General features: G+C 58.4%; 22 protein-coding genes and 1 tRNA gene. 12 read left to right on the top strand and 11 right to left on the bottom strand.

From position 1 onward, the window contains the following. Positions 1 to 28: 28 nt before the first annotated feature. Positions 29 to 1429 carry an alanine/glycine:cation symporter family protein gene (locus tag ACWHVV_RS09410; protein WP_447929085.1) on the bottom strand — a complete coding sequence of 467 codons (1401 nt, stop codon included), beginning with the start codon at positions 1427 to 1429 and terminating at the stop codon, positions 29 to 31. A gap of 497 nt (positions 1430 to 1926) precedes the next feature. Between ACWHVV_RS09410 and gcvH the strand changes: the two genes are divergently transcribed. Both gcvH and gcvP read left to right on the top strand, forming a co-directional pair. Next, positions 1927 to 2313, top strand: coding sequence for a glycine cleavage system protein GcvH (gcvH, locus tag ACWHVV_RS09405; RefSeq protein ID WP_447528811.1), 387 nt, complete (start codon positions 1927 to 1929; stop codon positions 2311 to 2313). A gap of 74 nt (positions 2314 to 2387) precedes the next feature. Then, on the top strand, positions 2388 to 5282 hold the full coding sequence (gene gcvP, locus ACWHVV_RS09400; RefSeq protein WP_447929084.1) for an aminomethyl-transferring glycine dehydrogenase: 2895 nt from the start codon (positions 2388 to 2390) through the stop codon (positions 5280 to 5282). A 95-nt stretch (positions 5283 to 5377) separates the two neighbouring features. On the opposite strand, the gene ACWHVV_RS09395 is transcribed toward gcvP, so the two are convergent. Beyond that, positions 5378 to 6268, bottom strand: a complete 891-nt coding sequence (locus ACWHVV_RS09395; protein WP_447929083.1) for a LysR family transcriptional regulator — start codon at positions 6266 to 6268, stop codon at positions 5378 to 5380. A 159-nt stretch (positions 6269 to 6427) separates the two neighbouring features. Here ACWHVV_RS09395 and ppnN point away from each other — a divergent pair, with 159 nt between their 5' ends. From ppnN to ACWHVV_RS09375, 4 genes are all read left to right on the top strand, one after another. Then, on the top strand, positions 6428 to 7813 hold the full coding sequence (gene ppnN / locus ACWHVV_RS09390; RefSeq protein WP_447929082.1) for a nucleotide 5'-monophosphate nucleosidase PpnN: 1386 nt from the start codon (positions 6428 to 6430) through the stop codon (positions 7811 to 7813). A gap of 30 nt (positions 7814 to 7843) precedes the next feature. Continuing rightward, a complete protein-coding gene (locus ACWHVV_RS09385; RefSeq protein WP_447929081.1) occupies positions 7844 to 8569 on the top strand; it encodes a sulfite exporter TauE/SafE family protein in 726 nt (241 codons plus the stop codon). 91 nt (positions 8570 to 8660) lie between these two features. Beyond that, positions 8661 to 8864, top strand: coding sequence for a hypothetical protein (locus tag ACWHVV_RS09380; protein ID WP_447896101.1), 204 nt, complete (start codon positions 8661 to 8663; stop codon positions 8862 to 8864). A gap of 92 nt (positions 8865 to 8956) precedes the next feature. Then, positions 8957 to 9145, top strand: a complete 189-nt coding sequence (locus ACWHVV_RS09375; protein WP_447929080.1) for a hypothetical protein — start codon at positions 8957 to 8959, stop codon at positions 9143 to 9145. Between the two features lie 56 nt (positions 9146 to 9201). Here ACWHVV_RS09375 and ACWHVV_RS09370 read toward each other — a convergent pair. From ACWHVV_RS09370 to ACWHVV_RS09360, 3 genes are all read right to left on the bottom strand, one after another. Beyond that, a tRNA-Pro gene (locus ACWHVV_RS09370) sits at positions 9202 to 9278 on the bottom strand. Between the two features lie 126 nt (positions 9279 to 9404). Next, positions 9405 to 10208, bottom strand: a complete 804-nt coding sequence (locus tag ACWHVV_RS09365) for an inositol monophosphatase family protein (protein ID WP_447929079.1) — start codon at positions 10206 to 10208, stop codon at positions 9405 to 9407. A gap of 134 nt (positions 10209 to 10342) precedes the next feature. Beyond that, complete coding sequence (locus tag ACWHVV_RS09360) at positions 10343 to 10813, bottom strand: pilin (protein ID WP_447929078.1); 471 nt, start codon at positions 10811 to 10813, stop codon at positions 10343 to 10345. 217 nt (positions 10814 to 11030) lie between these two features. On the opposite strand from ACWHVV_RS09360, the gene pilB reads away from it, so the two are divergent. Genes pilB through ACWHVV_RS09330 form a run of 6 tightly spaced genes read left to right on the top strand, consistent with a single transcriptional unit; the run spans position 11031 to position 16644 of the window. After that, positions 11031 to 12776 (top strand): type IV-A pilus assembly ATPase PilB, encoded by a 1746-nt coding sequence (gene pilB, locus ACWHVV_RS09355; protein WP_447896097.1) that lies wholly within the window; start codon positions 11031 to 11033, stop codon positions 12774 to 12776. An 8-nt stretch (positions 12777 to 12784) separates the two neighbouring features. Beyond that, positions 12785 to 14011, top strand: a complete 1227-nt coding sequence (locus ACWHVV_RS09350) for a type II secretion system F family protein (RefSeq protein ID WP_447929077.1) — start codon at positions 12785 to 12787, stop codon at positions 14009 to 14011. A gap of 18 nt (positions 14012 to 14029) precedes the next feature. Then, positions 14030 to 14875 carry a prepilin peptidase gene (locus tag ACWHVV_RS09345; RefSeq protein WP_447929076.1) on the top strand — a complete coding sequence of 282 codons (846 nt, stop codon included), beginning with the start codon at positions 14030 to 14032 and terminating at the stop codon, positions 14873 to 14875. A gap of 32 nt (positions 14876 to 14907) precedes the next feature. Then, the gene (gene coaE, locus ACWHVV_RS09340; RefSeq protein ID WP_447929075.1) at positions 14908 to 15510 is read left to right on the top strand and encodes a dephospho-CoA kinase; all 603 of its coding nucleotides are present in this window, start codon (positions 14908 to 14910) and stop codon (positions 15508 to 15510) included. A gap of 21 nt (positions 15511 to 15531) precedes the next feature. Then, positions 15532 to 15762: a DNA gyrase inhibitor YacG gene (gene yacG, locus ACWHVV_RS09335; protein WP_447929074.1), complete on the top strand. Its 231-nt coding sequence runs from the start codon at positions 15532 to 15534 to the stop codon at positions 15760 to 15762. Positions 15763 to 15771: 9 nt separating this feature from the next. Next, entirely contained in the window at positions 15772 to 16644 is an 873-nt protein-coding gene (locus ACWHVV_RS09330; protein ID WP_447929073.1) for a DNA replication terminus site-binding protein, read from the top strand. Here ACWHVV_RS09330 and ACWHVV_RS09325 read toward each other — a convergent pair. The 6 genes from ACWHVV_RS09325 to pheA all read right to left on the bottom strand — a co-directional run bounded on the left by ACWHVV_RS09325 (position 16616) and on the right by pheA (position 24353). Then, positions 16616 to 16996 (bottom strand): hypothetical protein, encoded by a 381-nt coding sequence (locus ACWHVV_RS09325; RefSeq protein ID WP_447929072.1) that lies wholly within the window; start codon positions 16994 to 16996, stop codon positions 16616 to 16618. The two genes, ACWHVV_RS09330 and ACWHVV_RS09325, sit on opposite strands and share 29 nt — an antisense overlap. 761 nt (positions 16997 to 17757) lie before the next feature. Then, positions 17758 to 18132, bottom strand: a complete 375-nt coding sequence (locus ACWHVV_RS09320; RefSeq protein ID WP_447896090.1) for a histone-like nucleoid-structuring protein, MvaT/MvaU family — start codon at positions 18130 to 18132, stop codon at positions 17758 to 17760. A gap of 275 nt (positions 18133 to 18407) precedes the next feature. Next, complete coding sequence (gene rpsA, locus ACWHVV_RS09315; RefSeq protein WP_447528795.1) at positions 18408 to 20096, bottom strand: 30S ribosomal protein S1; 1689 nt, start codon at positions 20094 to 20096, stop codon at positions 18408 to 18410. A 194-nt stretch (positions 20097 to 20290) separates the two neighbouring features. Beyond that, entirely contained in the window at positions 20291 to 20977 is a 687-nt protein-coding gene (gene cmk / locus ACWHVV_RS09310; protein ID WP_447929071.1) for a (d)CMP kinase, read from the bottom strand. Continuing rightward, on the bottom strand, positions 20974 to 23265 hold the full coding sequence (locus ACWHVV_RS09305; RefSeq protein WP_447929070.1) for a bifunctional prephenate dehydrogenase/3-phosphoshikimate 1-carboxyvinyltransferase: 2292 nt from the start codon (positions 23263 to 23265) through the stop codon (positions 20974 to 20976). The genes cmk and ACWHVV_RS09305 overlap by 4 nt, the downstream gene beginning before the upstream one ends. Beyond that, complete coding sequence (pheA, locus tag ACWHVV_RS09300) at positions 23262 to 24353, bottom strand: prephenate dehydratase (protein WP_447528792.1); 1092 nt, start codon at positions 24351 to 24353, stop codon at positions 23262 to 23264. Before pheA ends, ACWHVV_RS09305 begins: the two co-directional genes overlap by 4 nt. Between the last annotated feature and the right edge of the window lie 5 nt (positions 24354 to 24358).

Raw genomic sequence — 24358 nt, 5'->3', positions numbered from 1 at the left:
TCGTATTGGGGGTTAGATCGTTCAACCCTTACTTGTCGTGATCCAGCGCTTCGCCGGGCAGCACGTCCTTACCGGCGAAATAGTCCTTGGCCAGTTTGAACACCACCGGCGACAGCAGCGCCAGCGCGATCAGGTTGGGAATGGCCATGAGCGCATTGAACGTGTCCGCCATCAGCCAGATAAAGCCCAGCTGGGCCATCGCGCCAAGCGGCAGCGCCAGCACGAACAGCACCCGGTAAAGCATGATCGAGCGCGTACCGAAGAGAAACTGGAAACACTTCTCGCCGTAGAACGACCAGCCCAGAATCGTGGTGAACGCAAACACCGCCAGCGCAATCGCCACGATCTGGTTACCAAAACCGGGGAGCGCCGCATCGAAAGAAAGCGCCGTCAGCGAGGCCCCTTCTTCCCCTTCGAGCCATACCGAAGAGGTCAGGATCACAAGTGCGGTGATGGTGCACACCACGATGGTATCGATAAACGTCCCCAGCATGGCGATCAACCCCTGGCGGACCGGGTTTTTGGTTTGCGCCGCCGCGTGGGCGATCGGCGCGCTACCGAGCCCCGCTTCGTTGGAGAAAATACCGCGCGCCACACCAAAACGGATCGCCGCCATGACCGCCGCCCCGGCAAAACCACCGGCCGCCGCCATGGGGTTGAAGGCGTAGTAGAAAATCAGCCTAAAGGCTTCACCGACCTGGTCGGCGTTGACGATCAGTACCACCACCCCCGCCAGCACGTAAGCGATCCCCATAATGGGCACGAGCTTACCCGCCACTTTGGCGATACGCTTGATGCCGCCCAGAATGACCGCGCCAGCCAACACCATGATCACCACGCCGGTCAGCCAGTGTGGCACGCCGAAGGTAGCGTCCATGGCGTCTGCAACGGAGTTCGACTGCACGGTATTACCGATGCCGAAGGCCGCCACCGCGCCAAAGAAGGCAAACAAGATACCCAGCCACAGCCACTTTCTGCCCAAACCATTTTTGATGTAGAACATCGGCCCGCCCAGGTGGTAGCCGTTGCTATCGGTTTCACGGTAGCGAACGGCGAGCACCGCTTCGGCGAATTTGGTCGCCATGCCGACCAGGGCGGTAATCCACATCCAAAACACCGCCCCCGGCCCACCGAGGGCGATCGCGGTGGCCACACCGGCGATATTGCCCGTGCCTACAGTGGCCGAAAGCGCCGTCATCAACGCGTTGAAAGGCGAAATTTCGCCGTCGTCGGTCGTTTGCTCGCCTCCCTTGCCGCGCTTGGCATCACGCCCTTGCCACATCAGTTTGAAGCCGGTACCGAGCTTACGGATCGGCATGAGCTTCAAGCCCGCCTGAAGATAAAGCCCCACACCGAGCAGCAGGATGAGCATTAACGGCCCCCACACGACCCCGTTAACGGCCTCGACCACAGTTGTTAGCGTTTCCACGTCGTTCTCCTTACCCTTGAGCATTTCAGGAATGCATGTTTATTCGATGTCATTATGGTGTCGTGATGGTGTCGATATCCGATACGCCCAAAAAGTCGGCCCGCCTTCGAGCACACCTGGCAAACTCCGGATCGAGACGGTGATGCTTTGCCACGTTAGAAGCGCCGATTCCGGAGCGTGTATAGCGCGTAAGCGTTCGTTACTCGGCTAAACGGCCGATAACCCTGTTTTACACTATTTTCCCGTTGGCTTGCCATGGACTTGACGCTTTCGCTGGGCAAAATCAGGGTGAAGTGGTTGATTCTATTAAATAGCATGGCGTTTCCAGGTAAATAAAAACGCAGTGGGCCTCTACTCATGCCACGCTATAGAAATTTGTTTCCTATGAGAAACACGGTACCATAGCGCTATCGGCCAGCGCGTTTGAAGGGGTCGCTAAGGCCCCCAACAAGCGCTAGTATGTTTTGGCTTGGACAACCGTTTAATAGGGATACGACATGAGCAATCTTCCTGCGAATCTTCGCTACGCCAAAAGCCACGAATGGGTGCTTGACCACGAAGATGGCACCGTCACGATCGGTATCACCGACCACGCTCAGCAAGCACTTGGCGACGTGGTATTCGTCGAGCTTCCCGAGATCGGCCAAACGCTCACCAAGGGTGAAGAGTTTGGTGTGATCGAGTCGGTCAAGGCCGCCTCGGATCTTTACGCGCCGGTGGATGGGGATGTAATCGAGGTGAACGATGCGCTCGAAGACGCACCGGAGACCGTCAACGAAGCGCCTTATGATGGCGGCTGGATCATGAAAGTCCGGGTCAGCGACCAGGACTTCGACGATCTTCTCGATGCCGACGCCTATCAGGCAACGCTGGCCGACGAGTGATTTTCAAGCGCCTGCCTACGCAGGCGCTTAGGTTTTGCCCCGCACGGTCTTCCCATTACGTCTGGAATCTTCTCATGTCCTTTGAAACTCGCCGCTTGGCCGAACTGGCCGATCACGATGCTTTTATCAAACGCCATAACGGCCCTAACGAGCGCGATGCCGCGACCATGCTGAGCGCGCTCGGCATGAAGCGCATCGAGGACCTGATCGAGCAAACCGTGCCGGGGGATATCCGACTAGACCGCGAGCTCGCCCTCGACGAGCCGCAAAGCGAAGCCGAAGCGCTCGGTTACCTAAGCCAGCTGGCGCGCCAGAACAAGGTCGCCAAAAGCTACATCGGCCAGGGGTATTACAACACCCACCTGCCCGCGGTCATTCAGCGTAACGTGTTGGAAAACCCGGGCTGGTACACCGCTTACACGCCTTACCAGCCGGAAATTTCCCAGGGCCGACTCGAAGGACTTCTGAACTTCCAACAGGTGGTGATGGACCTGACCGGTATGGAGCTTGCCAACGCGTCGCTGCTCGATGAAGCCACCGCCGCCGCGGAAGCCATGGCGCTTTGCAAACGCGCCAACAAGAAGAGCAAGTCCAACGCCTTTTTCGTTGCCGACGACGTTTTCCCGCAAACCCTCGACGTCGTCAAAACCCGCGCCGAATGTTTTGGCTTCGAGCTGATTACCGGCCCGGCCGACACCCTCGCCGAGCACGACGTGTTCGGTGCGCTGCTTCAGTACCCCGGCGCAAGCGGAGCCATCACCGCGCTCGAGCCCCTCGTAAGCGCAGCCAAAGAGCGCGGCATCATGACCTGCGTGGCCACGGACCTTTTGAGCCTGGTGCTCTTGAAAGAACCGGGCGCGATGGGCGTCGACATCGTGGTCGGCAACTCCCAGCGCTTTGGCGTGCCCATGGGCTTTGGTGGCCCTCACGCGGCGTTTTTTGCCACCTCGGACAAGCTCAAGCGCTCGATTCCCGGGCGTATCATCGGCGTCTCCCAGGACAGCCGGGGCAACACGGCGCTGCGCATGGCGATGCAGACCCGCGAACAACACATACGCCGCGAGAAAGCGACCTCCAACATCTGTACCGCCCAGGCGCTTTTGGCCAACATCGCCGGCTTCTACGCGACCTATCACGGCGCCGAGGGCCTGCGTAAAATCGCCGCCCGGGTTCACCGTCTCACCTCGCTGCTGGCTCAGGGCTTGAAACAGGCCGGCGTGGCGCTAGAAAGTGAAAGCTGGTTCGATACGCTTCGCCTGACCGGCGTGGATGCGGGCAAGATCCACGGCCGGGCGATGACTGTTGATATCAACCTGCACTACTTCGACAATGGCGACATCGGCGTAAGCCTGGACGAGACCACCACCGCTCACGACCTGGCGGCGCTGTTCGACGTGATCCTGGGCGACGAGCACGGCCTATCGATTCCGTCGCTCGAAGACCAGCTGTTCGAAAGCGCTCTTTCAGGCATTCCTGATGCGTACCGCCGCGAAAGCGATTTCCTGACGCATCCCACGTTCCACCGCTACCGTAGCGAAACCGAAATGCTTCGCTACTTGAAGCGCCTGGAGAACAAGGATTTGTCGCTCGCCCACGCGATGATTCCGCTGGGCTCTTGTACCATGAAGCTCAACGCCACCAGCGAAATGCTGCCGATTTCCTGGCCGGCCTTTGCCCAACTGCACCCCTTCGCCCCGCGGGATCAGGTCGCGGGTTATCATCAGATGATCGACGAGCTTGCCGCGTTTTTGGTTGAGATCACCGGCTACGATCACGTTTCGATGCAGCCCAACTCCGGCGCCCAGGGCGAATACGCGGGGCTTCTGGCCATCCGCCGCTACCAGGCGGCCAACGGTGAAGGCCACCGCAACGTCTGCTTGATCCCAAGCTCCGCCCACGGCACCAACCCGGCCTCCGCCGCCATGGTCAGCATGGACGTGGTCGTAGTCGAGTGCGACAAGCAAGGCAACATCGACCTCGACGACTTGATCCAAAAGGCCGAGCAGCACAAGGATCGCCTCTCGGCGGTGATGATCACCTACCCGTCGACCCACGGGGTGTTCGAATCCCACGTACGCAAGGTGTGCGAGGTGGTTCACGAAAACGGCGGCCAGGTCTACGTCGATGGCGCCAACATGAACGCCCAGGTCGGGCTTACCCGCCCCGGCGATTTCGGTGGCGACGTATCGCACCTGAACCTGCACAAGACGTTTTGCATTCCCCACGGTGGCGGCGGCCCGGGCATGGGCCCCATCGGCGTGAAAGCGCACCTGGCGCCTTACGTTGCCAACCACGTGGTCACCCCGATCAACGGCGTGAAAACCGAAGGCGGCGCGGTGGCCGCCGCGGCCTTCGGCAGCGCCTCGATCCTGCCGATCTCCTGGGCCTACATCAAGATGATGGGCGCCCGGGGGCTTCGTGAAGCCACCGAGTTTGCCATTCTCAACGCCAATTACATCGCCAAGCGCCTGGCAGAGAGTTACCCGATTCTCTACCGCGGGCAAAACGGCACCGTGGCCCATGAGTGCATCATCGATATTCGCCCGCTGAAACAGACTTCCGGCATTTCCGAAGAGGATATCGCCAAGCGCCTCATGGACTACGGCTTCCACGCCCCAACCATGTCGTTCCCGGTGCCGGGCACGCTGATGATCGAGCCCACCGAGTCGGAGTCGCTTTTCGAGATCGACCGCTTCTGCGATGCGATGATCGCGATTCGCGAGGAGATCAAACGCGTCGAGAGCGGCGAGTGGCCGCTTGCGAACAACCCGCTGGTCAATGCGCCGCACACTCAGCGCGACCTGGCCGACAGCGAATGGGCGCGGCCTTATGACCGCACCCTGGGCGCCTTCCCCTCCGAGGCGGTGATGGCGGCGAAGTACTGGCCGACGGTCAACCGGGTCGATAACGTGCTGGGCGATCGTCAGTTGATTTGCTCCTGCCCCAGCATCGATGACTACCGTAACTAAAGCGCCCCCAGGCCAAAAAAACGTTTAGCGCACTCTCAAAAAAGCCCCGGGATACGAGCATCCCGGGGCTTTTTTATAGGTTTCAGTGCCTGGCGCTACTGGGCGATTTCCTGCAGACGCTGCTGTTTGAAGCCGTTGAGCAGCTTTTCGTAGCGTTTGGGCGGCGTCGAATCCCGCCGGGTCAGCACGTAAAGCACCTCATCCACGGCAACGGGGAGCGACAAGGCCCTCACCTGGCGCTGCCAGGGCGAGGTTTCGAGCACCAGCCGTGACACCACGGTAAAGCCAAGCCCCCGGGCCACGGCGTCGAGCACCATGCTCACCTCGTTGGTAAAGCCCTGATGGCGAAAGTGGCTCATGGAGCGAAACTCGTCGGGGAAGTTGGCGCGCAGCAGGTAGTTAGCGTGATTGATACCGTCGTAATAGTTGATAAAACCAAGCCCCATCAGCTCGGCCAGCGTAGTCCCGGCAAAGTCTGCCGGCACCACCAGACAAAGCGGCTCTTTATGCCACACCTCGCAGGAGACTTCGGCGCTTTTGACCTGCTCGGTGGCGATACCGATATCGTAGCGACCATCCAGCAGGTCCCCGACGATTTCATGATTGAAGGCGAAGCTATAGCTCACCGTAAGGTTCGGGTGCATTTGCTGCTGGCCCAAAATGAACGGATAGAGCATGAGCCCGACGCTTCCTGGCGAGGCGATCCGGCACTCACCGCTGTCGATCAGGTCATCGTCCAGGGCGTGGCGAAATTGCTCGTGCTCGGCAAACAGCTTCAGGGCATAGTCGTAGGCGCGCCGGCCGGACTCGGTCAGGGTAAAGCTTTTTCCCTTGCGCTCGATCAGCGTTTTATCAAGATACCCTTCGAGTTTTCGAACGTGCTGGCTGACGCCTGGCTGAGTCATTTCCAGGCGGCGCGCGGTGCGCGTAAAGCTACCGGTTTCCACCAGCGTAATAAAGGTTCGAAAGTAGTGGGCATTGAACATGATGAGCGCCATAGCAAAAGTAACGTATGGTGTTTCAAACGCGAACACCAAAACGGTCAAGATTAGCATATCTGGCACGCCGAGGCGCCTTGCACGTAGCCATTCGCTTGGGTGATAGTAGGGCAAGTCATTGTTATTCACCCAGAGAACGTTACACGAATGAACCAAGCCCTGGCCCCGCGCCCTACGATTTCCAGCACGATTTCCCCTGAAGGCAGCCTCGAGGTGCTCTCTCAACAAGAGGTCTATCGCCTGCAAAGCACCTCTCAAACCGGGCTTCACGACTTGCTTCGCCGCTGCGCGCTGGCAGTGCTCAACTGCGGGCGTCCCTCGGACGACAGCCTGGCGATCATGGAGGCTTACAAGGATTTCGACATCGAAGTGCTTCAGCAGGACCGCGGCATTCGGCTGAAGCTGACCAACGCCCCGGCGGAAGCCTTCGTCGATGGCCACATGATTCGCGGTATTCGCGAACATCTTTCGTCGATCCTTCGCGACATCGTCTACGTGTATAGCGAAATTCAGCGCCAGGACCGCTTCGACCTGACCACCGGCGAAGGCACGACCAACGCGGTTTTCCATATTCTGCGCAAGGCCGGCACGTTAAAGCCCCAGCTCGACCCGAGCCTGGTGGTGTGCTGGGGCGGGCACTCGATTTCCCGCGAAGAGTACGACTACTCCAAGGACGTGGGCTATCACCTGGGTCTGCGCGAAATGGATATCTGCACCGGGTGCGGGCCCGGGGCGATGAAAGGCCCCATGAAAGGCGCCAATGTGGCCCACGCCAAGCAGCGGCGTAAAGGGGGGCGTTATTTGGGGATCTCCGAGCCCGGCATCATCGCCGCGGAAGCGCCGAACCCGATCGTCAACGAACTGGTGGTCATGCCGGATATCGAAAAGCGCCTCGAGGCCTTCGTGCGCCTGGGTCACGGCATCATCATTTTCCCCGGCGGTGTGGGCACCGCGGAAGAGATCCTGTACCTACTGGGTATTCTGCTACACCCGAAAAACAGCGACACGCCCTTCCCGCTCATTTTCACAGGCCCAGCCGCCTCTGCCGCCTACTTCGAGAAAATCGACGAGTTTTTGGTGTACACCCTGGGCGAGGAGATTCGCCGCTACTACACCATCATTACCGGCGACCCGGTGTCCGTCGCCCGGCGCATGCGTGAAGGCATCGACGAGATCGCTCAATTTCGCCGCGAGCATCAGGACGCTTTCTATTTCAACTGGCGTCTCAACATCGCCCGCGAGTTCCAGGCCCCCTTCGAGCCGACCCACGAAGCGATGAAGAACCTTGCTCTGCATCGCGACCAGCCCACTCACGAACTGGCCGCCAACCTGCGCCGGGCATTTTCCGGCATCGTGGCGGGTAACGTGAAAGAGCCGGGTATTCGCGCCATCAAGGCCCATGGTCCTTTCGTGCTCTCCGCCGAGCCGGAGCTCATGCGCCGCCTGGACGAGCTTTTGAGCTCCTTCGTCGCCCAGGGGCGCATGAAGCTCGACGGCGAGCCCTATACGCCCTGCTACGTGCTCGAAAACTGATCTTGAACGCATGACATACAGGATGAACCCGTGATCATCGCGCTATTCACGCTATTGATAGCCGGAGTGGTGAAAGGCGCGATCGGCTCCGGCGTGCCGGTCATCGTCGTGCCGGTGTTTACCATGCTTTACAACGTGCAGACGGCCATCGCGCTACTGGTGGCCTCCAACCTGTTCAGTAACGCCCTCCAGGCCTGGCAGCACCGCCGCCACCTGCTGCCGACTCGGTTTTTGATGGTGTTCTCGCTGGCAGGCTGCGCGGGGATCGTCTTGGGTACCTGGGGGCTGGTAGCGCTCTCTCACGATACGCTGTCATTAGGCGTGGCCGGGGCGATCGTGCTTTATCTCGTGATCAAGCTACTGAGGGGGAAGATGGCGCTTTCGATGGCGATGGCCGACCGGCTCGTACTGCCGGTGGGGCTAGTCGGCGGCATACTTCAGGGGGCGGCGGGCATGTCGGCGCCGGCCTCGATTACCTTTTTAAACGCCATGCGACTCGAGCGGCGCGTGTTCATTGGCTCGATCTCGGTATTTTTCTGCGCCATTACGCTGGCCCAAATACCGGCACTGCTGGCCACGGGTATTCTAACCCTCGAGCTTGGCGCCTATAGCCTGGCGGCATTCGCCGTGATTGCGCTGGGCATGCCGCTGGGCGCCGCCCTTGGCAAGCGCCTGCCATTTGCGTGGTTCGATAAGCTGATCATGCTGCTACTGGCCGGTATCGCGGTTAAAATTCTCACCGAGGTATTTGTCTAGTCCGCGTGGAACATTTAGCGCAAAGTGCTGGCTAATTACTATACTGATTCATACCCGCTATTAAGCACCCATAAGGAAAGGATACGACCCAATGGAAATGATCAACCAGCTTCAGGAAGGCCCGACCAAAGCATTCGCTAAACACTGCTTCGAGGCCCATTCGCCGGAAGAGCTCGAAGCCGCCGCCGAAGGCGCGCCGGATGAATCGGAGATGGAGCACTGGGGTATCGACGCCGGCCAATGGGAAGAAGCGGTCACCACCGCCCTGGCCGACCACCGCGCCCAGCAAGAATAAGCCCGCCGAACGCGAAGGGCCGCCGCTTGCTTTAAGCGGCGGCTTTTTTGATTCAGCACGTTCGCCCGGAATCAGCGTCTCTGGAGGTCATCATGCGTAAGTGGATACTGCTGGCGCTCTTCAACTGGCTACGAAAGCCCGCCAACCGGCAAAAGGCGAAAAACGCCTGGGACAAGTATCGGGGTAACGCCGCGAGCCGCCCAGGCCAACAACCAGGCACTCGCCCTGGCGGCGCCCAACGCCGCCCCAACGAGATCAAAGACATTAACGAGCGTTTTTGATCAGGCATAAAAAAAACCGCCGCTCGGGGTAACCCGTAGCGGCGGTTTTCGTATTTTGGTCGGAGTGACAGGATTCGAACCTGCGACCTTTGCAACCCCATTGCAACGCGCTACCAAGCTGCGCCACACTCCGATGTCTTTTGGGACCGGCACTTTTAAAGCGCTGACTTATCGCCTCAAGACGGTGCGTATACTAGCGTTTAATGGCGTAAATGAAAAGTCCTTTTTAGGCTTTCTTTTCAAATGCTTGGCCAAACGCTTACGACACGCCCTTGAGAAGCGACGCCATCTCGTTGAAAACGCCGGGGGCCGTGATCAGAAGCTCTTCAGGGTACAGGTCCGCCGAGAGCCCCTCGGGTACTTCGACCAAACGGCCAAGCGAGGCGCCCGCCTCGCGTGCGATCACCCAGCCGGCGGCAAAATCCCAGGGCGAGACGGTCTCGAAGTAGGCGTCCAGCCGCCCGCAGGCGATATCGCAGATATCCAGCGCCGCGGCGCCGTTTCGGCGGATATCCTGGCAATTCGTTAACACGGCCTCCAGGCGCGGCATTAGCGCTTTGCGCTCAGCCCTGTCGTAGGGAAAGCCGGTTCCGACCAGGGTCGCTGCCAGATCACTGGCCTTACTTGGCTCGATGGGCTGACCGTTCAGGTACGCCCCGCCGCCCTGGACCGCGGTGAAGGTTTCATCCAAAAACGGCGCGTGCACCACACCGACCTTGCCCACGCCCTGCTCGAGCCAGGCAATGGAGACCGCCACATGGCGAAGCCCCTGGGCGAAGTTCACCGTGCCGTCGATAGGATCCACGACCCACAGCGGCTCCTTCGCTTCCAACCCCTTCTCTGGGCTCAGCTCTTCACTAAGCTGCGCTTCACCGGGGAAGTGTTTGGAAAGCTCTTCGCTGATAAAGGTATCCACCGCCACGTCCACATCGGTGACCAGCTCGATGCCTTGCTTTAAGCGCTGATCGAAACGCTGCTCGGCCCGCGCCTCGCTTATCATCCGCCCCGCCTCCTTGGCGATTCGTACAGCTTCTTTCAGGCGGGCTTGTAATGTGGCGGGCATGGGGTCTCCTTGGCGAATCGAATTAAATCTTTATATTAAGGCGGTTTCATGTCGTTGTCATGACAATAAAAAAGCTGCCCTTGGGCAGCTTTTCAATAACATCTTAATTGAGTTTAAACCCACTACCAGAAAACTTAACCATTACCGGAGTTACCCTGACCCGCAGTAGTAACGGGGTTTTCTGCAGCAATTCGACCACGGTTGGTAACGAACACATCCTGTTCACGATTACGCGTTTCTACTGTACTACTAGTCTCAGCAGTGTCAGGGGTATTCACGAACAGGTCTACAAGAGTATCTTTGGTGCCTGTATCGTTAATATCTGATGACTCTAACTCGCCACAAGATTCAAACTGGAAATTATATATTTCAGGTGTATCGGTACTCGTACTACCACCTACCGTTGCAGTCGCCATCGCCAACGAACGAAACGAACTCAGCTCCGACATACAAGCACTACGCTCAGAACGATCCAAGTAATTACCATACTGAGGCACACCCACCGCCGCCAGAATACCGATGATCGCCACTACGATCAGCAGCTCGATCAGCGTAAAACCGCTCTGGTGGTAGCGTTTTAGCTGTGTTGCGTTTGGAATTTGCATTCGGTGTGTCCCTTTGAATATGTCGTTTTTTTGGGGCTAAAAATGTTTAGCCCATGTGGGGATCACAGTAGCCTGGCGGGGAAGAGCTGACAACTAGCTTTATAAGCCTTTTTTGAGCGCTATTCCCTCTTTATGATGACGGCAAAGCGTGCATTATAGTAGTTTTTAATGGCAGTTAAGTATTCTTGCTGCCCAAACGCACGCGTTGCGAGATTCTATGACCTCTTCTGCCTTTGACGAGCCCGCCACGGGGCTTAAATTAAGCGGTATTGCCAGGCGCCTGGTTGCCCATGAAGTGCTGACCCGGGCTCAAGCCGAGGTGGCGGACGAGTCCTCCGCCGAGCTCGATCTTTCGTTTCTACAGCATGTGGTAGAAAGCGGGCTGGTGGATTCGACCGATGCGGTGCTAGCAGCGGCCTGGGAGTACGGGCTACCGGTGGTGGATCTCGAGGCGGTCAAGTTAAGCGCCCTACCCCCCGCCAACGAATACCCTATCAAGATACTCAACAAGCTGAACGCGTTGCCGCTGGCGCGCCACGGCCACCGGCTCACCGTGGCGGTGCCTTACCCGGCCACGCTCACCCAGCTAGATGAACTGCAGTTTGCCACCAACTTGAGCGTCGAGGGCGTACTGGCACCGGCGGAGCAAATACGCAGCCACCTGATTCAGTACGTGGCTCAGAACGAGCGCAGCCTGCTCGAAGAGCTCGACGGCGTGGACGACTCCGTAGGCGCGCTCAATATCGTTCACGACGAGGAAGGCGAAGAGGTCACCCTCGAGAGTACCGGCGTCAACAAGGAGGACGCGCCGGTCGTCAAGTTCGTCAACAAGGTGCTGCTGGATGCCATTAGCCGCGGCGCGTCGGATATTCACTTCGAGCCTTACGAATCCCAGTACCGGGTGCGTTTTCGTATCGACGGCATGCTCATCGAGATCGCCAAGCCGCCGTTTGCCATGCGCGACCGGATTGCGGCGCGCTTGAAAATCATGTCCCGACTGGATATTTCCGAGCGCCGCCTTCCCCAGGACGGGGCGATCAAGCTGCAGCTGTCCCGCTCGCGCTCGATCGATTTCCGGGTCAACTCGCTCCCCACCGTGTACGGCGAAAAGCTGGTGCTGCGGATACTCGACCCCTCCTCGATACGCTTGGGTATCGAGCAGTTGGGCTTCAGTGCACGCCAACAAAAGGATTACGAAGCCGCCCTCAAACGCCCCCAGGGCATGATCCTGGTGACCGGCCCCACCGGTAGCGGTAAAACCGTAACGCTCTACACCGGTATCGATATGCTCAATCAGATCGAGCGCAATATCTGTACCGCCGAGGATCCGGTCGAGATCAAGGTGTCGGGCATCAACCAGGTCAACGTGCTGCCCAAGATCGGGCTCAATTTTGCCAGCGCTCTGCGCGCGTTTTTGCGCCAGGACCCGGACGTGGTCATGGTGGGCGAGATTCGCGATCTCGAAACCGCAGAGATCGCCGTCAAGGCGGCGCAGACCGGGCACATGGTGCTCTCGACCGTGCACACCAACTCGGCGGCGGAAACCCTGACGCGCTTGGCCAATATGGGCGTTGCCTCGTACAACATCGCAAGCTCGGTCACGCTGATCATCGCTCAGCGGCTAGCACGCAGGCTTTGCCCCAACTGCAAGGCGCCGGCGGATATCCCTCACGAGGCGCTTTTGAAAGCCGGTTTCCGCCAGGCGCAGCTCGATAACGTCACCATCTACAAGGCGGTGGGCTGCAAGCAGTGCACCCAGGGCTATAAAGGGCGCGTGGGCATTTACGAAGTACTGCCGATTAGCGACGACATGCGCACCTTGATCATGCGCGACGGCAACGCGCTCGAAATCGACAAGCTCGCCCGCCAGGAAGACCACCCAAGCCTCTATCAAAGCTGCTTGAGTCGGGTGCTGGATGGCAGCACCAGCCTTGAAGAAGTCAACCGTATCAGCAAGGAGTAACCAGGGTGATGGCCAAAGCGAAAGCGCGCACGAAACTTGCTCCCTTGCACCGCTGGAAATGGCAGGGCAAGGGCCCGAAAGACCGTGTCATGAAGGGCGAGCTGATTGGCCGCACCAAGGATGAAATCGTCGAGCAGCTTGCACGCCAACGGATTACCGCGCAAAAAATTCAAAAACGCAGCAGCCTGAACGGCCGCGGCAGCGTCTCCAGTGTCGACATCATGCTGTTTGCCCGGCAAATGGCGACCATGATGCGCGCAGGCATCCCGATTCTTCAGGCGCTCCAGGCCATTTCCGAGAGCATGAAAAAGCCGGCCATGGTCGATCTGACCCAGCAGATCATGCGCGATGTCTCCTCCGGCGACAGCCTTTCCCAGGCGATGGCCCGACACCCCAAGCAGTTCGACCGGCTCTTTGTGAACCTGGTCAGCGCCGGCGAGCAGGCCGGGGCGCTCGACCAAATGCTCGAACGCATCGCCCTCTACAAGGAAAAAGTCGCTTCACTGAAAAGCCGGGTGAAAAAGGCGCTTTGGTACCCGGCTGCGGTCATGACCATCGGCCTGGTCGTGACGATGATTTTGCTGGTAATGGTCGTGCCCGAGTTCGAAAGCATGTTCCAGGGCTTTGGCGCCGAGCTTCCCGTACTCACTCAGTTGACCGTGCGCTTCTCGGAACTCGCCCAGGCCTACTGGCTACCTACTCTTGGTCTGATCGTGGGGGGAATCGTGCTCCTCAAGGCGGCGGCCAGGCGTTCGGATAAAGTCGCCTACGCCATCGACCAGTTCCTGCTTCGCCTACCGGTGCTGGGGGACATACTGCACAAATCAGCGGTGTCACGCTTTACAAGAACGCTTGCCACGACCTTTAGCTCCGGCGTGCCGCTCATCGAGGGGCTGGAAACCGCCTCCGGGGCGGCGGACAACCGGGTCTACATCAAGGCTATCAACGAGGTACGCGAAGACGTGACGACCGGCCAACAGCTGCATTTTGCCATGCGCCTGACCAACCGTTTTCCGGCCCTAGCCGTGCAAATGGTAAGCATTGGCGAAGAAGCAGGCTCCCTGGATGCGATGTTGAATCGAGTGGCCGACTATTACGAAGAAGAAGTGGAAAACAAGGTCGACACACTTACCTCACTCATGGAACCGGTTATAATCGTCGTTCTGGGGCTTTTGGTCGGCGGCGTCGTCGTTTCCATGTATCTGCCCATCTTCGAAATTGGTACCGCACTTTAACCGCTTGCCTGGAGCATCATGGGTTTACCGCCAGCCGTTTTATATAGCGCCATTTTTATCGTTGGACTCTGCCTGGGCAGTTTTTTGAACGTGGTCATTACCCGCCTTCCGGTCATGCTGATGCGCCACTGGCGCGAAGAGGCGCGGGCGTCTTTGGAGTTACCCCTCGAACCCGCCCCGCGCTTCAATCTCGCCGTCCCCGCTTCCATGTGCCCACGTTGCGAAGCGGCCATCGCCTGGCACGATAACCTGCCCGTCGTCGGATGGCTAAAGCGCCGGGGGCGCTGCGCGCATTGCCAAACACGTATCAGCCCGCAGTATCCGCTCGTGGAACTCGCCGGGGGGCTACTGGCCGTGGCGGTGCTGGCACTTTTTGGTTTTACGCTCAACGCGCTGTTCATCTTTGCCGCGTGTTTGACACTTCTCGCTCTGGCGGTTATCGATTTTCGTACCTTCTTGTTGCCCGATGCGCTGACGCTGCCGCTTCTCTGGCTAGGCCTCATCTACCAGCTGATGTTCCAGCCGTTCATGCTGCAAAGTGCCGTTATCGGTGCCATGGCGGGTTATCTCGTTCTTTGGAGTTTTTACTGGCTCTTTAAGCTGATAACCGGCAAGGAAGGCATGGGGTATGGCGACTTCAAGCTGCTGGCTGCCCTTGGCGCGTGGCTGGGGTGGGCGTTCTTGCCCCTTTTGCTGGTAGTGTCGGCGGGGCTGGGGGCGGTCATAGGCTTGCTCGCCCAGTGGCTGATTCCCAACATGCGCGGTAAGCCGCTGCCTTTTGGCCCCTTTTTGGCGCTGGCTGGCTGGACGTGCCTGCTCGCCGGTGACGAACTGTTCGTGCTTTACACAGCGCTTAGCTTTTAACCAAGCCCCACCAGGGCTGGATAGATAGTTTTATGATCATTGGTTTAACAGGTGGTATCGGCTCGGGTAAATCGACCGTCGCCAGGGCGTTCGAGGCGCGGGGTATCGGGTTTGTCGATGCCGATGACGTCGCCCGGGAAATCGTCATGCCCGGTGAGCCAGCGCTTGCGGACATCATCGAGCACTTTGGCGGCCATATACTCAAGGGTGATGGCACGCTCGACCGGGCCGCGCTACGCGCCCTGATTTTCAACGACGCCACAGAGCGTCAATGGCTCGAGTCCTTTACCCACCCGCGTATCCGTACGCGTCTGGTCGAGCATCTCGAAGCACTCGAACGGCACTCGCCCTACGTACTGCTGGTTTCACCGCTGCTATTCGAGTCCGGACAGGCGGCATTGGTCGCGCGCACGCTCGTGGTCGATGTGAGCGTCGAGACCCAGCGCGAACGTACCATGCGCCGGGATAACGTAAGCGAAGAGCAGATAAATGCGATCCTGGCCGCGCAGCTTTCTCGGGAAGAGCGTTTGGCCAACGCCGATGATGTGGTCGATAATGATAGCGCTTGCGAGCAGCTCGAAAAACAAGTCGCCACTCTCGACCAGCGCTACCGGCATTTGAGTAACACTATATGAGCATCAACGTGCAGGAGTTTTATGTCCCCCGCTAACGATTCCCCTTTTGAAGTAGCCTGCCCCCAATGCGCCACCCAGGTACCCTGGACGCCGGAAAGTGCGTATCGGCCGTTTTGCAGCAAGCGCTGCCAGTTGATCGACCTTGGTGCCTGGGCGGATGAATCCCACCGCATTGGTGGCGAATCGGCCATGGATGAAGCCGATATCGAAACACTGCTGGCCCAGGCCGATAAAGACGCCCCGCTCTCATGAAGGCACTCAATGAGTAGCGATACCCCCGCGGCGTATCACCTCTTTTACGCGCTCGATTCCCGCTTCGACCAGCTGATAGCTGCGATCGAAAAGGCCGCCGAGCTTTATGAGAGAGCCCAGCCGCCCACCTGGCAACTGGAAGGAACAAGCGAGCAGGCGTGCTGGTTTCGCCATGCACTGATGGATATGTGGCATGTGCAAGGCCAGGACGGGCGCGAAACGCGTAACTATATCGCCGTGATCGCGGCAGGCGACGACCTTCTCGAAGCCATCGACGAGGTCAACCAGGCCAAGAGCGCTATTAGTGAGCTTATAAGGCGTATCAAGGCGCTTTCACCCAGCGCCTTGAGCGAGGCGCGGCAACGCTTGCCGGAGCGCCATCCCCATGTCGATGATGTATTGCGCCAAAGCGGTATGGCACGCCTTCACTTGAAGCAGTGTTGGCGTCATATTCCTATCGCCCCGGCCCCGGTCTCCCGGGTGCGCCTGGCCTGGTATACGAGCGGGCGTTCGATTAAAAAGCTGAGCGTTCAAGAGGCGGAGAAAAAACTGCTGCAACTCGATACCGATGCCCCTCACATACGCATTCAGCTTCAGAAACTGGCCGGCATACCTTCTGGCGAAACGCTGGCCCGGGTGCAAGCCCAGGCACCATTGATGCGCGCGAACCTGTTCTTTACCGAGCCACTTCAGGATGGCCATACACGCCTGGCGCATAATATTGCCATGCCACTGATCGTGCCCGCCCAGCAAGCGCGCCTACCGCACATCAAGGCGCCCTCGCCTCAGGTGCCGGAGCAGCGCACCCGCGCCAAGCGCCGCGATGAAAAGCTGGAAAGTGAGGCGTTTCTACCTAGCCTGCGGGTTTATCGCTACCGCTAAGGCTGTGCTCGACCGTGGGCTGGGTAACCGACGGTGTTTCATCCATAGCCCAGCGTCCTCCTTTCACCAAAGCCTCTACGAGCGCTTTGACACTTTCCTCAGAATATCCGCTTTCGATACACAGGGCTTTCAAGCGCTCACCAAACAGCTGCTCGCGTTCCTCGACCCGGGTTTTCTCATCCTGCTCTTCCAGGTCTTTAAGCGAACGTACCGGAGGGCCGGTAGGAATATCAAAACTATTGTCTGGATTCTCCAGCTGACGTAACGCCTGCGCGAAAGCATCGTCAAGCTCGCGAAACTTACGTAGTTTGTCGCGCTCGTCCACCTGCTTATAGTCCTTTTGATATTTCATTGATCTTTCATTTACACCTTACTTAAGAAAAGAAAATGTGCAGCTTCATGGTGCGGCAAGTCTAGCTTGAGGGTGCGACTTAATATCGCGCTTACTAACAAAAGTTAATTTCAGTAAATACTCTAAATCGGCCGAGCCAATCGGCTAACTGATACTCAAAATACTTGATGACGGCTTACAGGCTCAGTGAGCGTTACTACGTCTTATAATGGTGGCACTGGCAGTCGTTTTAAATGGTAAGAATGAGCTACTTAATGCATCACACAGGCTGAGGTCGCCGCTACCTTGTCCAGCCGCTTTTCGCTGGATTAAATGGGCTGCCCGCAGGGGCGAAAAGCGTTCATCTTGGCGTTTCAGCACAACGACTATAGCGCATAAAAAGCGAGCCGTGACTGTCACGTTCACACTTATCTGACACTGAATGAAGCGTGCGACATTCAAACCATACGGCAAAGGGCTAAGGACAAAGTCAGAACACTGCAAAGAGACGTTGATTCAAAGCTCTTGGGCCCGTTCACAAATGCTTATCAAGGTACTCAAGGCGTGGCAGGTAGCCCCAAACCTCTTTCAAGCATAGCAGAGGTGTCTGTGCTTACGCAGCAGGCGCTGGAATGGATTCAGCTGTCTACTGCTGTGGGTCTTTGCGAGAAACGCTTGCTGGCTCGTCTGCGCTTGAAGGGCTTTCAGAGAATCCTGGGGCATCCAATGCTTAACTCGAACAAAAAAAGCCGGTGCCTTCAAAAGGCACCGGCTTTTCTTAATTAGCTGTCTTGCGGCTGGAGCCAGGATTCGACGGTCTCATCGCCGTACTCGTCTTTCCATGCACGTAGCCCTTTATGGTTTCCGCCACGCGTTTCAATGACATCGCCGGTGTTCGGGTTCTTGTACACTTTAAGACGACGCTTGCGACGATTGGTCGGGGCCGCCGCTTTCTGGGAAGAGCGCTGGTCGCTTGAAGGTTCCAGTAACGCAACGACATCGGCCGGGCGCTTATTGAACTCGTTCATCAATGCTTCGAGCTTTGATTTAAACTCGAGCTCGCTCTTAAGGCGCTGATCACCTTCCAGACGCTGTAGATCTTCCTGCAGCTGCTTTAGCTGCTGCTCTTTCTGCATGTATTCATTTAGGAGTGACATAGGGGGTTCCTTGATAACTGTGACTGAACAAGTAAAAGGTTAAATTATAATAACCATGAATTACTTGCCCCGAGGCGTCGACATTATTGCTTTAATTGATCTAATTGACAATAGTCTAGTTGATTTTAAGCTAAATACTAATCGTTTTTTTATATCAAACCAGTTTAAAAGTTTAAACCTGGAAACCGGCAAAGTAATTTATTGAAGCAGACGCGTTATTACAGGTAAAAAAAACGCCGCCCGAAGGCGGCGTTTCTTAATGAACGCTAGGACAATTAGTCCTGGCCGCCCATCTGCTGCTTGATCAGGTCGCCGATAGTGGTTGCACCACCGCCGCCTGTTTCAGAAGAGTCCTGATCGCGCAGTTTCTTCATATTTTGACGTGTATCGTCCTGGTCTTTCGCTTTGATCGACAGATTGATCTGACGGCTCTTGCGATCGACATTAACGATGCGCGCTTCAACGCTGTCGCCTTCGTTTAGCACGTTACGCGCGTCTTCGACGCGGTCAGCGCTAATTTCAGACGCTTTCAAGATAGCGATAACGTCGGTAGCGAGTTCTACGTGCGCTTCCTTCGCGTCAACTTCGACGACGCGACCCGTTACCATGCTGCCTTTATCGTTGACCGAGAGGTACTCAGCAACCGGATCGGAATCCATTTGCTTGATACCCAGCGAGATACGCTCACGCTCGGGGTCGATAGACAGGATGACGGCTTCGGCTTCGTCGCCTTTCTTGAAGTTGCGAACCGCTTCTTCGCCGGTCTCGGTCCAGGAGATATCGGACAGGTGTACAAGACCGTCGATACCGCCTTCAAGGCCGATGAAGATACCGAAGTCGGTGATCGACTTGATGGTACCGGAAACACGGTCGCCCTTGTTGTACTCAGCGTTGAAGGTTTCCCACGGGTTAGCGGTGCACTGCTTGATACCCAAGGAAATACGACGACGCTCTTCGTCGATATCCAACACCATGACGTCGACATCGTCGCCCACTTGCACGACTTTGGACGGATGGATGTTCTTGTTGGTCCAATCCATTTCGGAAACGTGGACCAGACCTTCGACGCCCTCTTCAAGCTCTGCAAAGCAGCCGTAGTCGGTCAGGTTAGTGACGACAGCGTGTACTTTGGTGCCTTCCGGGTAGCGCGCTTTGATGTTGACCCAGGGATCTTCGCCCAGCTGCTTAAGACCCAGCGATACGCGGTTGCGCTCACGGTCGAACTTAAGAACCTTGACGTTGATCTCGTCACCCACGGCAACGATTTCGGACGGATGCTTGATGCGCTTCCAGGCCATATCGGTGATGTGCAGCAGGCCGTCAACGCCACCCAAGTCAACGAAGGCGCCGTAATCGGTCAGGTTCTTGACGATACCCTTGATTTGCTGGCCTTCCTGCAGCGTAGCGAGCAGTGCTTCACGCTCGGCGCTGTTTTCGGCTTCAAGCACGGCGCGACGCGAAACGACGACGTTGTTGCGCTTCGGGTCGAGCTTGATGACTTTGAAATCGAGTTCTTTGTTTTCCAGGTGCGCGGTATCGCGAACCGGACGAACATCGACCAGTGAACCCGGCAAGAAGGCACGGATAGAGTCAACGTCGACTGTAAAGCCGCCTTTAACTTTACCGTTGATCACGCCCTTGATGATTTCGTCTTTCTCGAAGGCTGCTTCAAGAATCTTCCAGGCTTCTGCACGCTTGGCTTTTTCACGAGACAGACGTGTTTCACCGAAGCCATCTTCTACGGCTTCCAGTGCAACGTGAACGTCATCACCGATCGCGATGTTAAGTTCGCCGTTTTCATCGCGGAACTGCGCCGCGGGGATTTGGCCTTCAGATTTCAGACCAGCGTTAACGGTAACCCAGTCACCGTCGATGTCGACAACCTGGGCCGCGACGATGGCGCCCGGCTCCATGTTGATGTCGTTAAGAGACTGTTCAAACAGTTCAGCAAAGCTTTCGCTCATGGTTTTCCTACGTGATCAACGTTGTTGAGGCGTAATGCCTTCTCCGTACCACCAGCGAGTACGGGCCTAATGTAACTCAGCTTTCAGGGGTGTTAACGCTGGTTAGACCTGACCGGGCTCTCTGATATGAACGATCATATGAATTGCCGCCCTGCCATGTCGTGACACCTTCCCAAAAACGCCGCAAGGGAGAGTCAGTTTGCGCTTGCAAGCCCTTTCTCAGCGAGCAAGCGAGTTAGCTGATCAACCACTTCCGGTATACTCAGGCGTGTGGTATCAAGCGTAATGGCATCATCTGCCGGCTTGAGAGGAGCCACACTGCGCTGCGTGTCGCGTGCATCGCGTGCCTGAATCTCCTTTAAAAGACTCGAAAGACTAGCATCCACGCCGGCTTCCTGCAACTGCTGATGCCGTCGACGGGCACGCTCCTCGGCGCTGGCGGTTAGAAACACCTTTAAAGGCGCATCGGGAAATACCACCGTTCCCATGTCCCGCCCATCGGCTACCAGACCCGGCGCTTTACAAAAGTCACGCTGGCGCTCCAGGAGCCCTTGGCGCACGCCGGGAAGCGAGGCCACCCGTGAAGCCCGCTCGCCGGCCTGCTCGGTGCGAATGGTGAGCGTGACGTCCTCGCCTTCCAACAGTGTACGCGGGGTACCGTCTGTCACGGGAAAGGCGACATCGAGTTCCGCTGCCAGGCGCTTGAGGCCGTCTTCATCGTCCAGCGCCACGTCGTGTTTGGCCGCCGCCTGGGCGGTGAGTCGGTAAAGCGCGCCGCTGTCCAGCAGATGCCAGCCAAGGCGTTCGGCGAGCAGACTGCTGATCGTGCCCTTGCCGGCCCCGCCGGGGCCGTCGATGGTCAGTACCGGGATCGATATCATGGCTCGCGTACCTCCTCGGCGCTCATGCCGATGCGTTCCAAAAGCGTCAAGAAGCCCGGAAACGACGTGGCCACGTTGGCGCAGTCGTTAATGACGATCTCGCTCGAGGCGCGCAGACCCGCCACGGCAAACGCCATGGCAATACGGTGATCGCCCAGGCTATCGACCGTGCCGCCGGCGTAGTTTGGCGATGCGTCCGCTGACAACTGGCCGCCAACGATATCGATACCGTCTTCCACCACGGTGTGCTCGACGCCCAAAATAGCAAGGCCGTCGGCCATGGCCTGGAGTCGGTCGGACTCCTTGACGCGAAGCTCCTCGGCGCCGCGCAGCCGGGTCGTACCCTTGGCATTGGCCGCGGCGATAAACAGCGCCGGAAACTCGTCGATGGCGAGTGGCACCTGGTCGACCGGAATATCGACACCCTCGAGCGGCGCGTAACGAATGCGAATATCGGCGACCGGCTCGCCGCCTACTTCGCGCTCGTTTTCAAACGCGAGATTAGCGCCCATCAGCGTCAGGATATTGATGACACCAATACGGGTCGGGTTCATGCCCACGTGCTCGAGGGTAATGTCCGAGTTTGGGGTAATCGCCGCAGCGACTAAAAAGAACGTGGCCGACGAAATATCCGAAGGGACGTCGATGGGCCCGGCGGTGAGCTCATGCCCGCCTTCCAGCCAGCAAGTATCGCCTTCACGGTGTACCGGGTAGCCAAAGCCGTTGAGCATGCGCTCGGTGTGATCGCGGGTCGGCGCGGGTTCGCGCACGCGGGTTTCGCCTTCGCTGTAAAGCCCCGCCAACAGCAAACACGATTTGACCTGGGCACTGGCCATGGGCATATCGTAATGAATGCCCTGCAGTTTGGCGCCACCGCGGATGACCAGCGGCGGGCGCCCGCCCTCGGCGGTTTCTACCTCCGCGCCCATCAGGCGCAGCGGCTCTGCCACGCGGCCCATGGGGCGTTTGGTCAGCGACTCGTCCCCGGTAAGCTCGCTATCGAACTGCTGGCCCGCCAACAGCCCGGCAAATAGCCGCATGGCGGTACCCGAATTGCCCACGTAAATCGGCCCGGCCGGTGCCTTGAGCCCGTGAAGCCCCACGCCGTGAATCGTCACGCGCCCCTGGTGCGGGCCTTCGATGGCCACGCCCATTTCGCGAAACGCCTGCAGCGTGGCCAGGCTGTCCTCGCCTTCCAAAAAGCCCTTTACCTCGGTCACGCCCTCGGCCAGCGCCCCCAGCATGATCGAGCGGTGGGACATGGATTTGTCGCCGGGCACCCGCAGCCGGCCCTGGGCCTGGCCACCGGGTTTTACACGGTAGGTAACATTTGCGTGAGACTGCATATGGTATTCCGCCTGATAACTGGTTTTACTAAGTAGGGTTCCAAAGTAGTGCCGCGCGTGGCTGGCCCGGTCGAAGGTAGCAATGAGCGCGTCGCTATCGCCCTGCTCGATCGAGCGGCGAAGATTCGCCAGGCCCGCCTCGAAGTCATCGAGGGAGGCCAGCACCGCTTCGCGATTGGCGATGAAGATATCGCGCCACATGACCGGGTCACTGCCGGCGATGCGGGTAAAGTCGCGAAAGCCACCGGCGGCGTAGCGGAAGATTTCCATCCGCTCGTCCTGACGGGCCAGCGTATCCACCAGGGAAAATGCCAGCAGATGCGGCAGGTGGCTGGTACGCGCCAGCACCTGGTCGTGGCGCTCGACACTCATTTCGAGCACCTCGGCGCCGCAGGTCTGCCAAAGCGCAGCGACTCTGGAAAGCGCTACGGGGTCGGCGTTGGGTGCCGGCGTCAGGATGACCTTATGATCGATAAAAAGCGCCGGATTGGCCGCCGCCACGCCGCTTTTCTCGGACCCGGCGATGGGGTGGCCGAGCACCACGTTGGCTGGCAGTTCGCCAAAAACCCGCACCACGCAGTCGCGAATCGTGCCCTTGGTACTGCCGACATCGGTGATCACTACGTCGGGGGATGCGCTGGACAAGCCCTCTTTAAGCGTTGCCAGCACCGTCTCCATGGCCAGCACCGGCACCGCCAGCACAATCATCGAGACGTTATCCAGCAGCGTTTCGAGATGGCGACCGCCGCCGTCGATCAGCCCCACCTCGATGCCCAGCGCGATCTCGCTATCACTGGGGTCGCAGGCCAGAATCTTGCCATCAAAGCCTTGCTGCCTAAGCGCAGCCGCAAGCGAGCCGCCCATCAGGCCAAGCCCGACGATCAATAACCGCGGCTCTCGAAAGCCCCCCTGGCTTTTCAAAGAGGATTGCCGATCGATCACATTACGCCCTGGGGGTAGGAGCCCAAAACACGCAGCTCAAGCGCGCGCTGTTTGACTTCCTCGAGCACAGAGGCAACGCCGGGTTCGTCGCAGTGGCCTCTGAAATCGATAAAGAAGACGTAGTTCCACGCCCCGGTGCGCGAGGGGCGTGTTTCGATACGGGTAAGGTCGATACCGTGACGATGAAAGGGTTCGAGCAGGTCGTGAAGCGCGCCGGGCTGGTTGCGCATGGCCACGACCACCGAGGTTTTATCCTCGCCGCAGCTGGGCACGCCTTCGCTACCGATGATCAAAAACCGTGTCGAGTTGTCCGGACGGTCCTCGATTTTTTCCGCGATATGCGTAAGCCCATAGAGCTTGGCCGCCATATCACCGGCAATCGCGGCGCTGTGCCACTCGGTCTTGACCAGCTTCGCCGCTTCGGCGTTGGAGGCGACCGGCACCCGCTCGGCGTGAGGAAAGTGAGCGTCGAGCCACTTGCGACACTGACCAAAGGATTGCGGGTGGGAGTAAATACGTGTGACTTTATCGCGACGGGTATTCTCGCTGACCAGCAGGTGGTGATGAATACGCAGAACGACCTCGCCGCAAATCTTGATCGAGGAGTCGATAAAGGTATCGAGGGTGTGATTCACCACCCCTTCGGTGGAGTTCTCCACCGGCACCACGCCATAGTTCACCGCGCCCGCTTCTACCTCGCGAAAAACTTCGTCGATGGCTGCCATGGGCAGACTGACGGCGCTGTCGCCAAAGTGCTTGAGCGCTGCCTGCTGGGTGAAGGTGCCTTCCGGGCCCAGGTAGGCGACCTTGATGGGTTTCTCCAGCGCCAGACACGCCGACATGATCTCTCTGAAAAGCCGCGCCATCTCTTCGTCATCGAGCGGGCCTTCATTGAGCGACATGATGCGGCGCAGTACCTGGGCCTCACGCTCGGGCCGATAAAACACCGCGTTCTCGTCATCCACCAGCTTGACCTTGGCCACCTGCTGGGCGCAATGGGCACGCTCGCTGATTAAACGCACGATGTCCTCATCGAGCTGGTCGATGCGTTGGCGCAGCTCGTCCAAATTGATCGGCGTATCTGACATGAATC

This window comes from Vreelandella sp. EE27 (genome assembly GCF_968206495.1).
Note: the sequence above shows the minus strand (reverse complement) of the source record. Positions and strands in the feature narration are given on the sequence as shown.

Bases quoted from the DNA above. Each gene is read 5' to 3' on its own strand.
- yacG (WP_447929074.1), top strand. From the start codon at position 15,532: ATGTCCCCCGCTAACGATTCCCCTTTTGAAGTAGCCTGCCCCCAATGC.
- pilB (WP_447896097.1), top strand. From the start codon at position 11,031: ATGACCTCTTCTGCCTTTGACGAGCCCGCCACGGGGCTTAAATTAAGC.
- coaE (WP_447929075.1), top strand. From the start codon at position 14,908: ATGATCATTGGTTTAACAGGTGGTATCGGCTCGGGTAAATCGACCGTC.
- gcvP (WP_447929084.1), top strand. From the start codon at position 2,388: ATGTCCTTTGAAACTCGCCGCTTGGCCGAACTGGCCGATCACGATGCT.
- ACWHVV_RS09380 (WP_447896101.1), top strand. From the start codon at position 8,661: ATGGAAATGATCAACCAGCTTCAGGAAGGCCCGACCAAAGCATTCGCT.
- ACWHVV_RS09360 (WP_447929078.1), bottom strand. From the start codon at position 10,813: ATGCAAATTCCAAACGCAACACAGCTAAAACGCTACCACCAGAGCGGT.
- ACWHVV_RS09375 (WP_447929080.1), top strand. From the start codon at position 8,957: ATGCGTAAGTGGATACTGCTGGCGCTCTTCAACTGGCTACGAAAGCCC.
- ppnN (WP_447929082.1), top strand. From the start codon at position 6,428: ATGAACCAAGCCCTGGCCCCGCGCCCTACGATTTCCAGCACGATTTCC.
- ACWHVV_RS09395 (WP_447929083.1), bottom strand. From the start codon at position 6,268: ATGTTCAATGCCCACTACTTTCGAACCTTTATTACGCTGGTGGAAACC.
- cmk (WP_447929071.1), bottom strand. From the start codon at position 20,977: ATGATATCGATCCCGGTACTGACCATCGACGGCCCCGGCGGGGCCGGC.
- ACWHVV_RS09350 (WP_447929077.1), top strand. From the start codon at position 12,785: ATGGCCAAAGCGAAAGCGCGCACGAAACTTGCTCCCTTGCACCGCTGG.
- ACWHVV_RS09345 (WP_447929076.1), top strand. From the start codon at position 14,030: ATGGGTTTACCGCCAGCCGTTTTATATAGCGCCATTTTTATCGTTGGA.
- ACWHVV_RS09330 (WP_447929073.1), top strand. From the start codon at position 15,772: ATGAGTAGCGATACCCCCGCGGCGTATCACCTCTTTTACGCGCTCGAT.
- rpsA (WP_447528795.1), bottom strand. From the start codon at position 20,096: ATGAGCGAAAGCTTTGCTGAACTGTTTGAACAGTCTCTTAACGACATC.
- ACWHVV_RS09365 (WP_447929079.1), bottom strand. From the start codon at position 10,208: ATGCCCGCCACATTACAAGCCCGCCTGAAAGAAGCTGTACGAATCGCC.
- ACWHVV_RS09325 (WP_447929072.1), bottom strand. From the start codon at position 16,996: ATGAAATATCAAAAGGACTATAAGCAGGTGGACGAGCGCGACAAACTA.
- pheA (WP_447528792.1), bottom strand. From the start codon at position 24,353: ATGTCAGATACGCCGATCAATTTGGACGAGCTGCGCCAACGCATCGAC.
- ACWHVV_RS09320 (WP_447896090.1), bottom strand. From the start codon at position 18,132: ATGTCACTCCTAAATGAATACATGCAGAAAGAGCAGCAGCTAAAGCAG.
- gcvH (WP_447528811.1), top strand. From the start codon at position 1,927: ATGAGCAATCTTCCTGCGAATCTTCGCTACGCCAAAAGCCACGAATGG.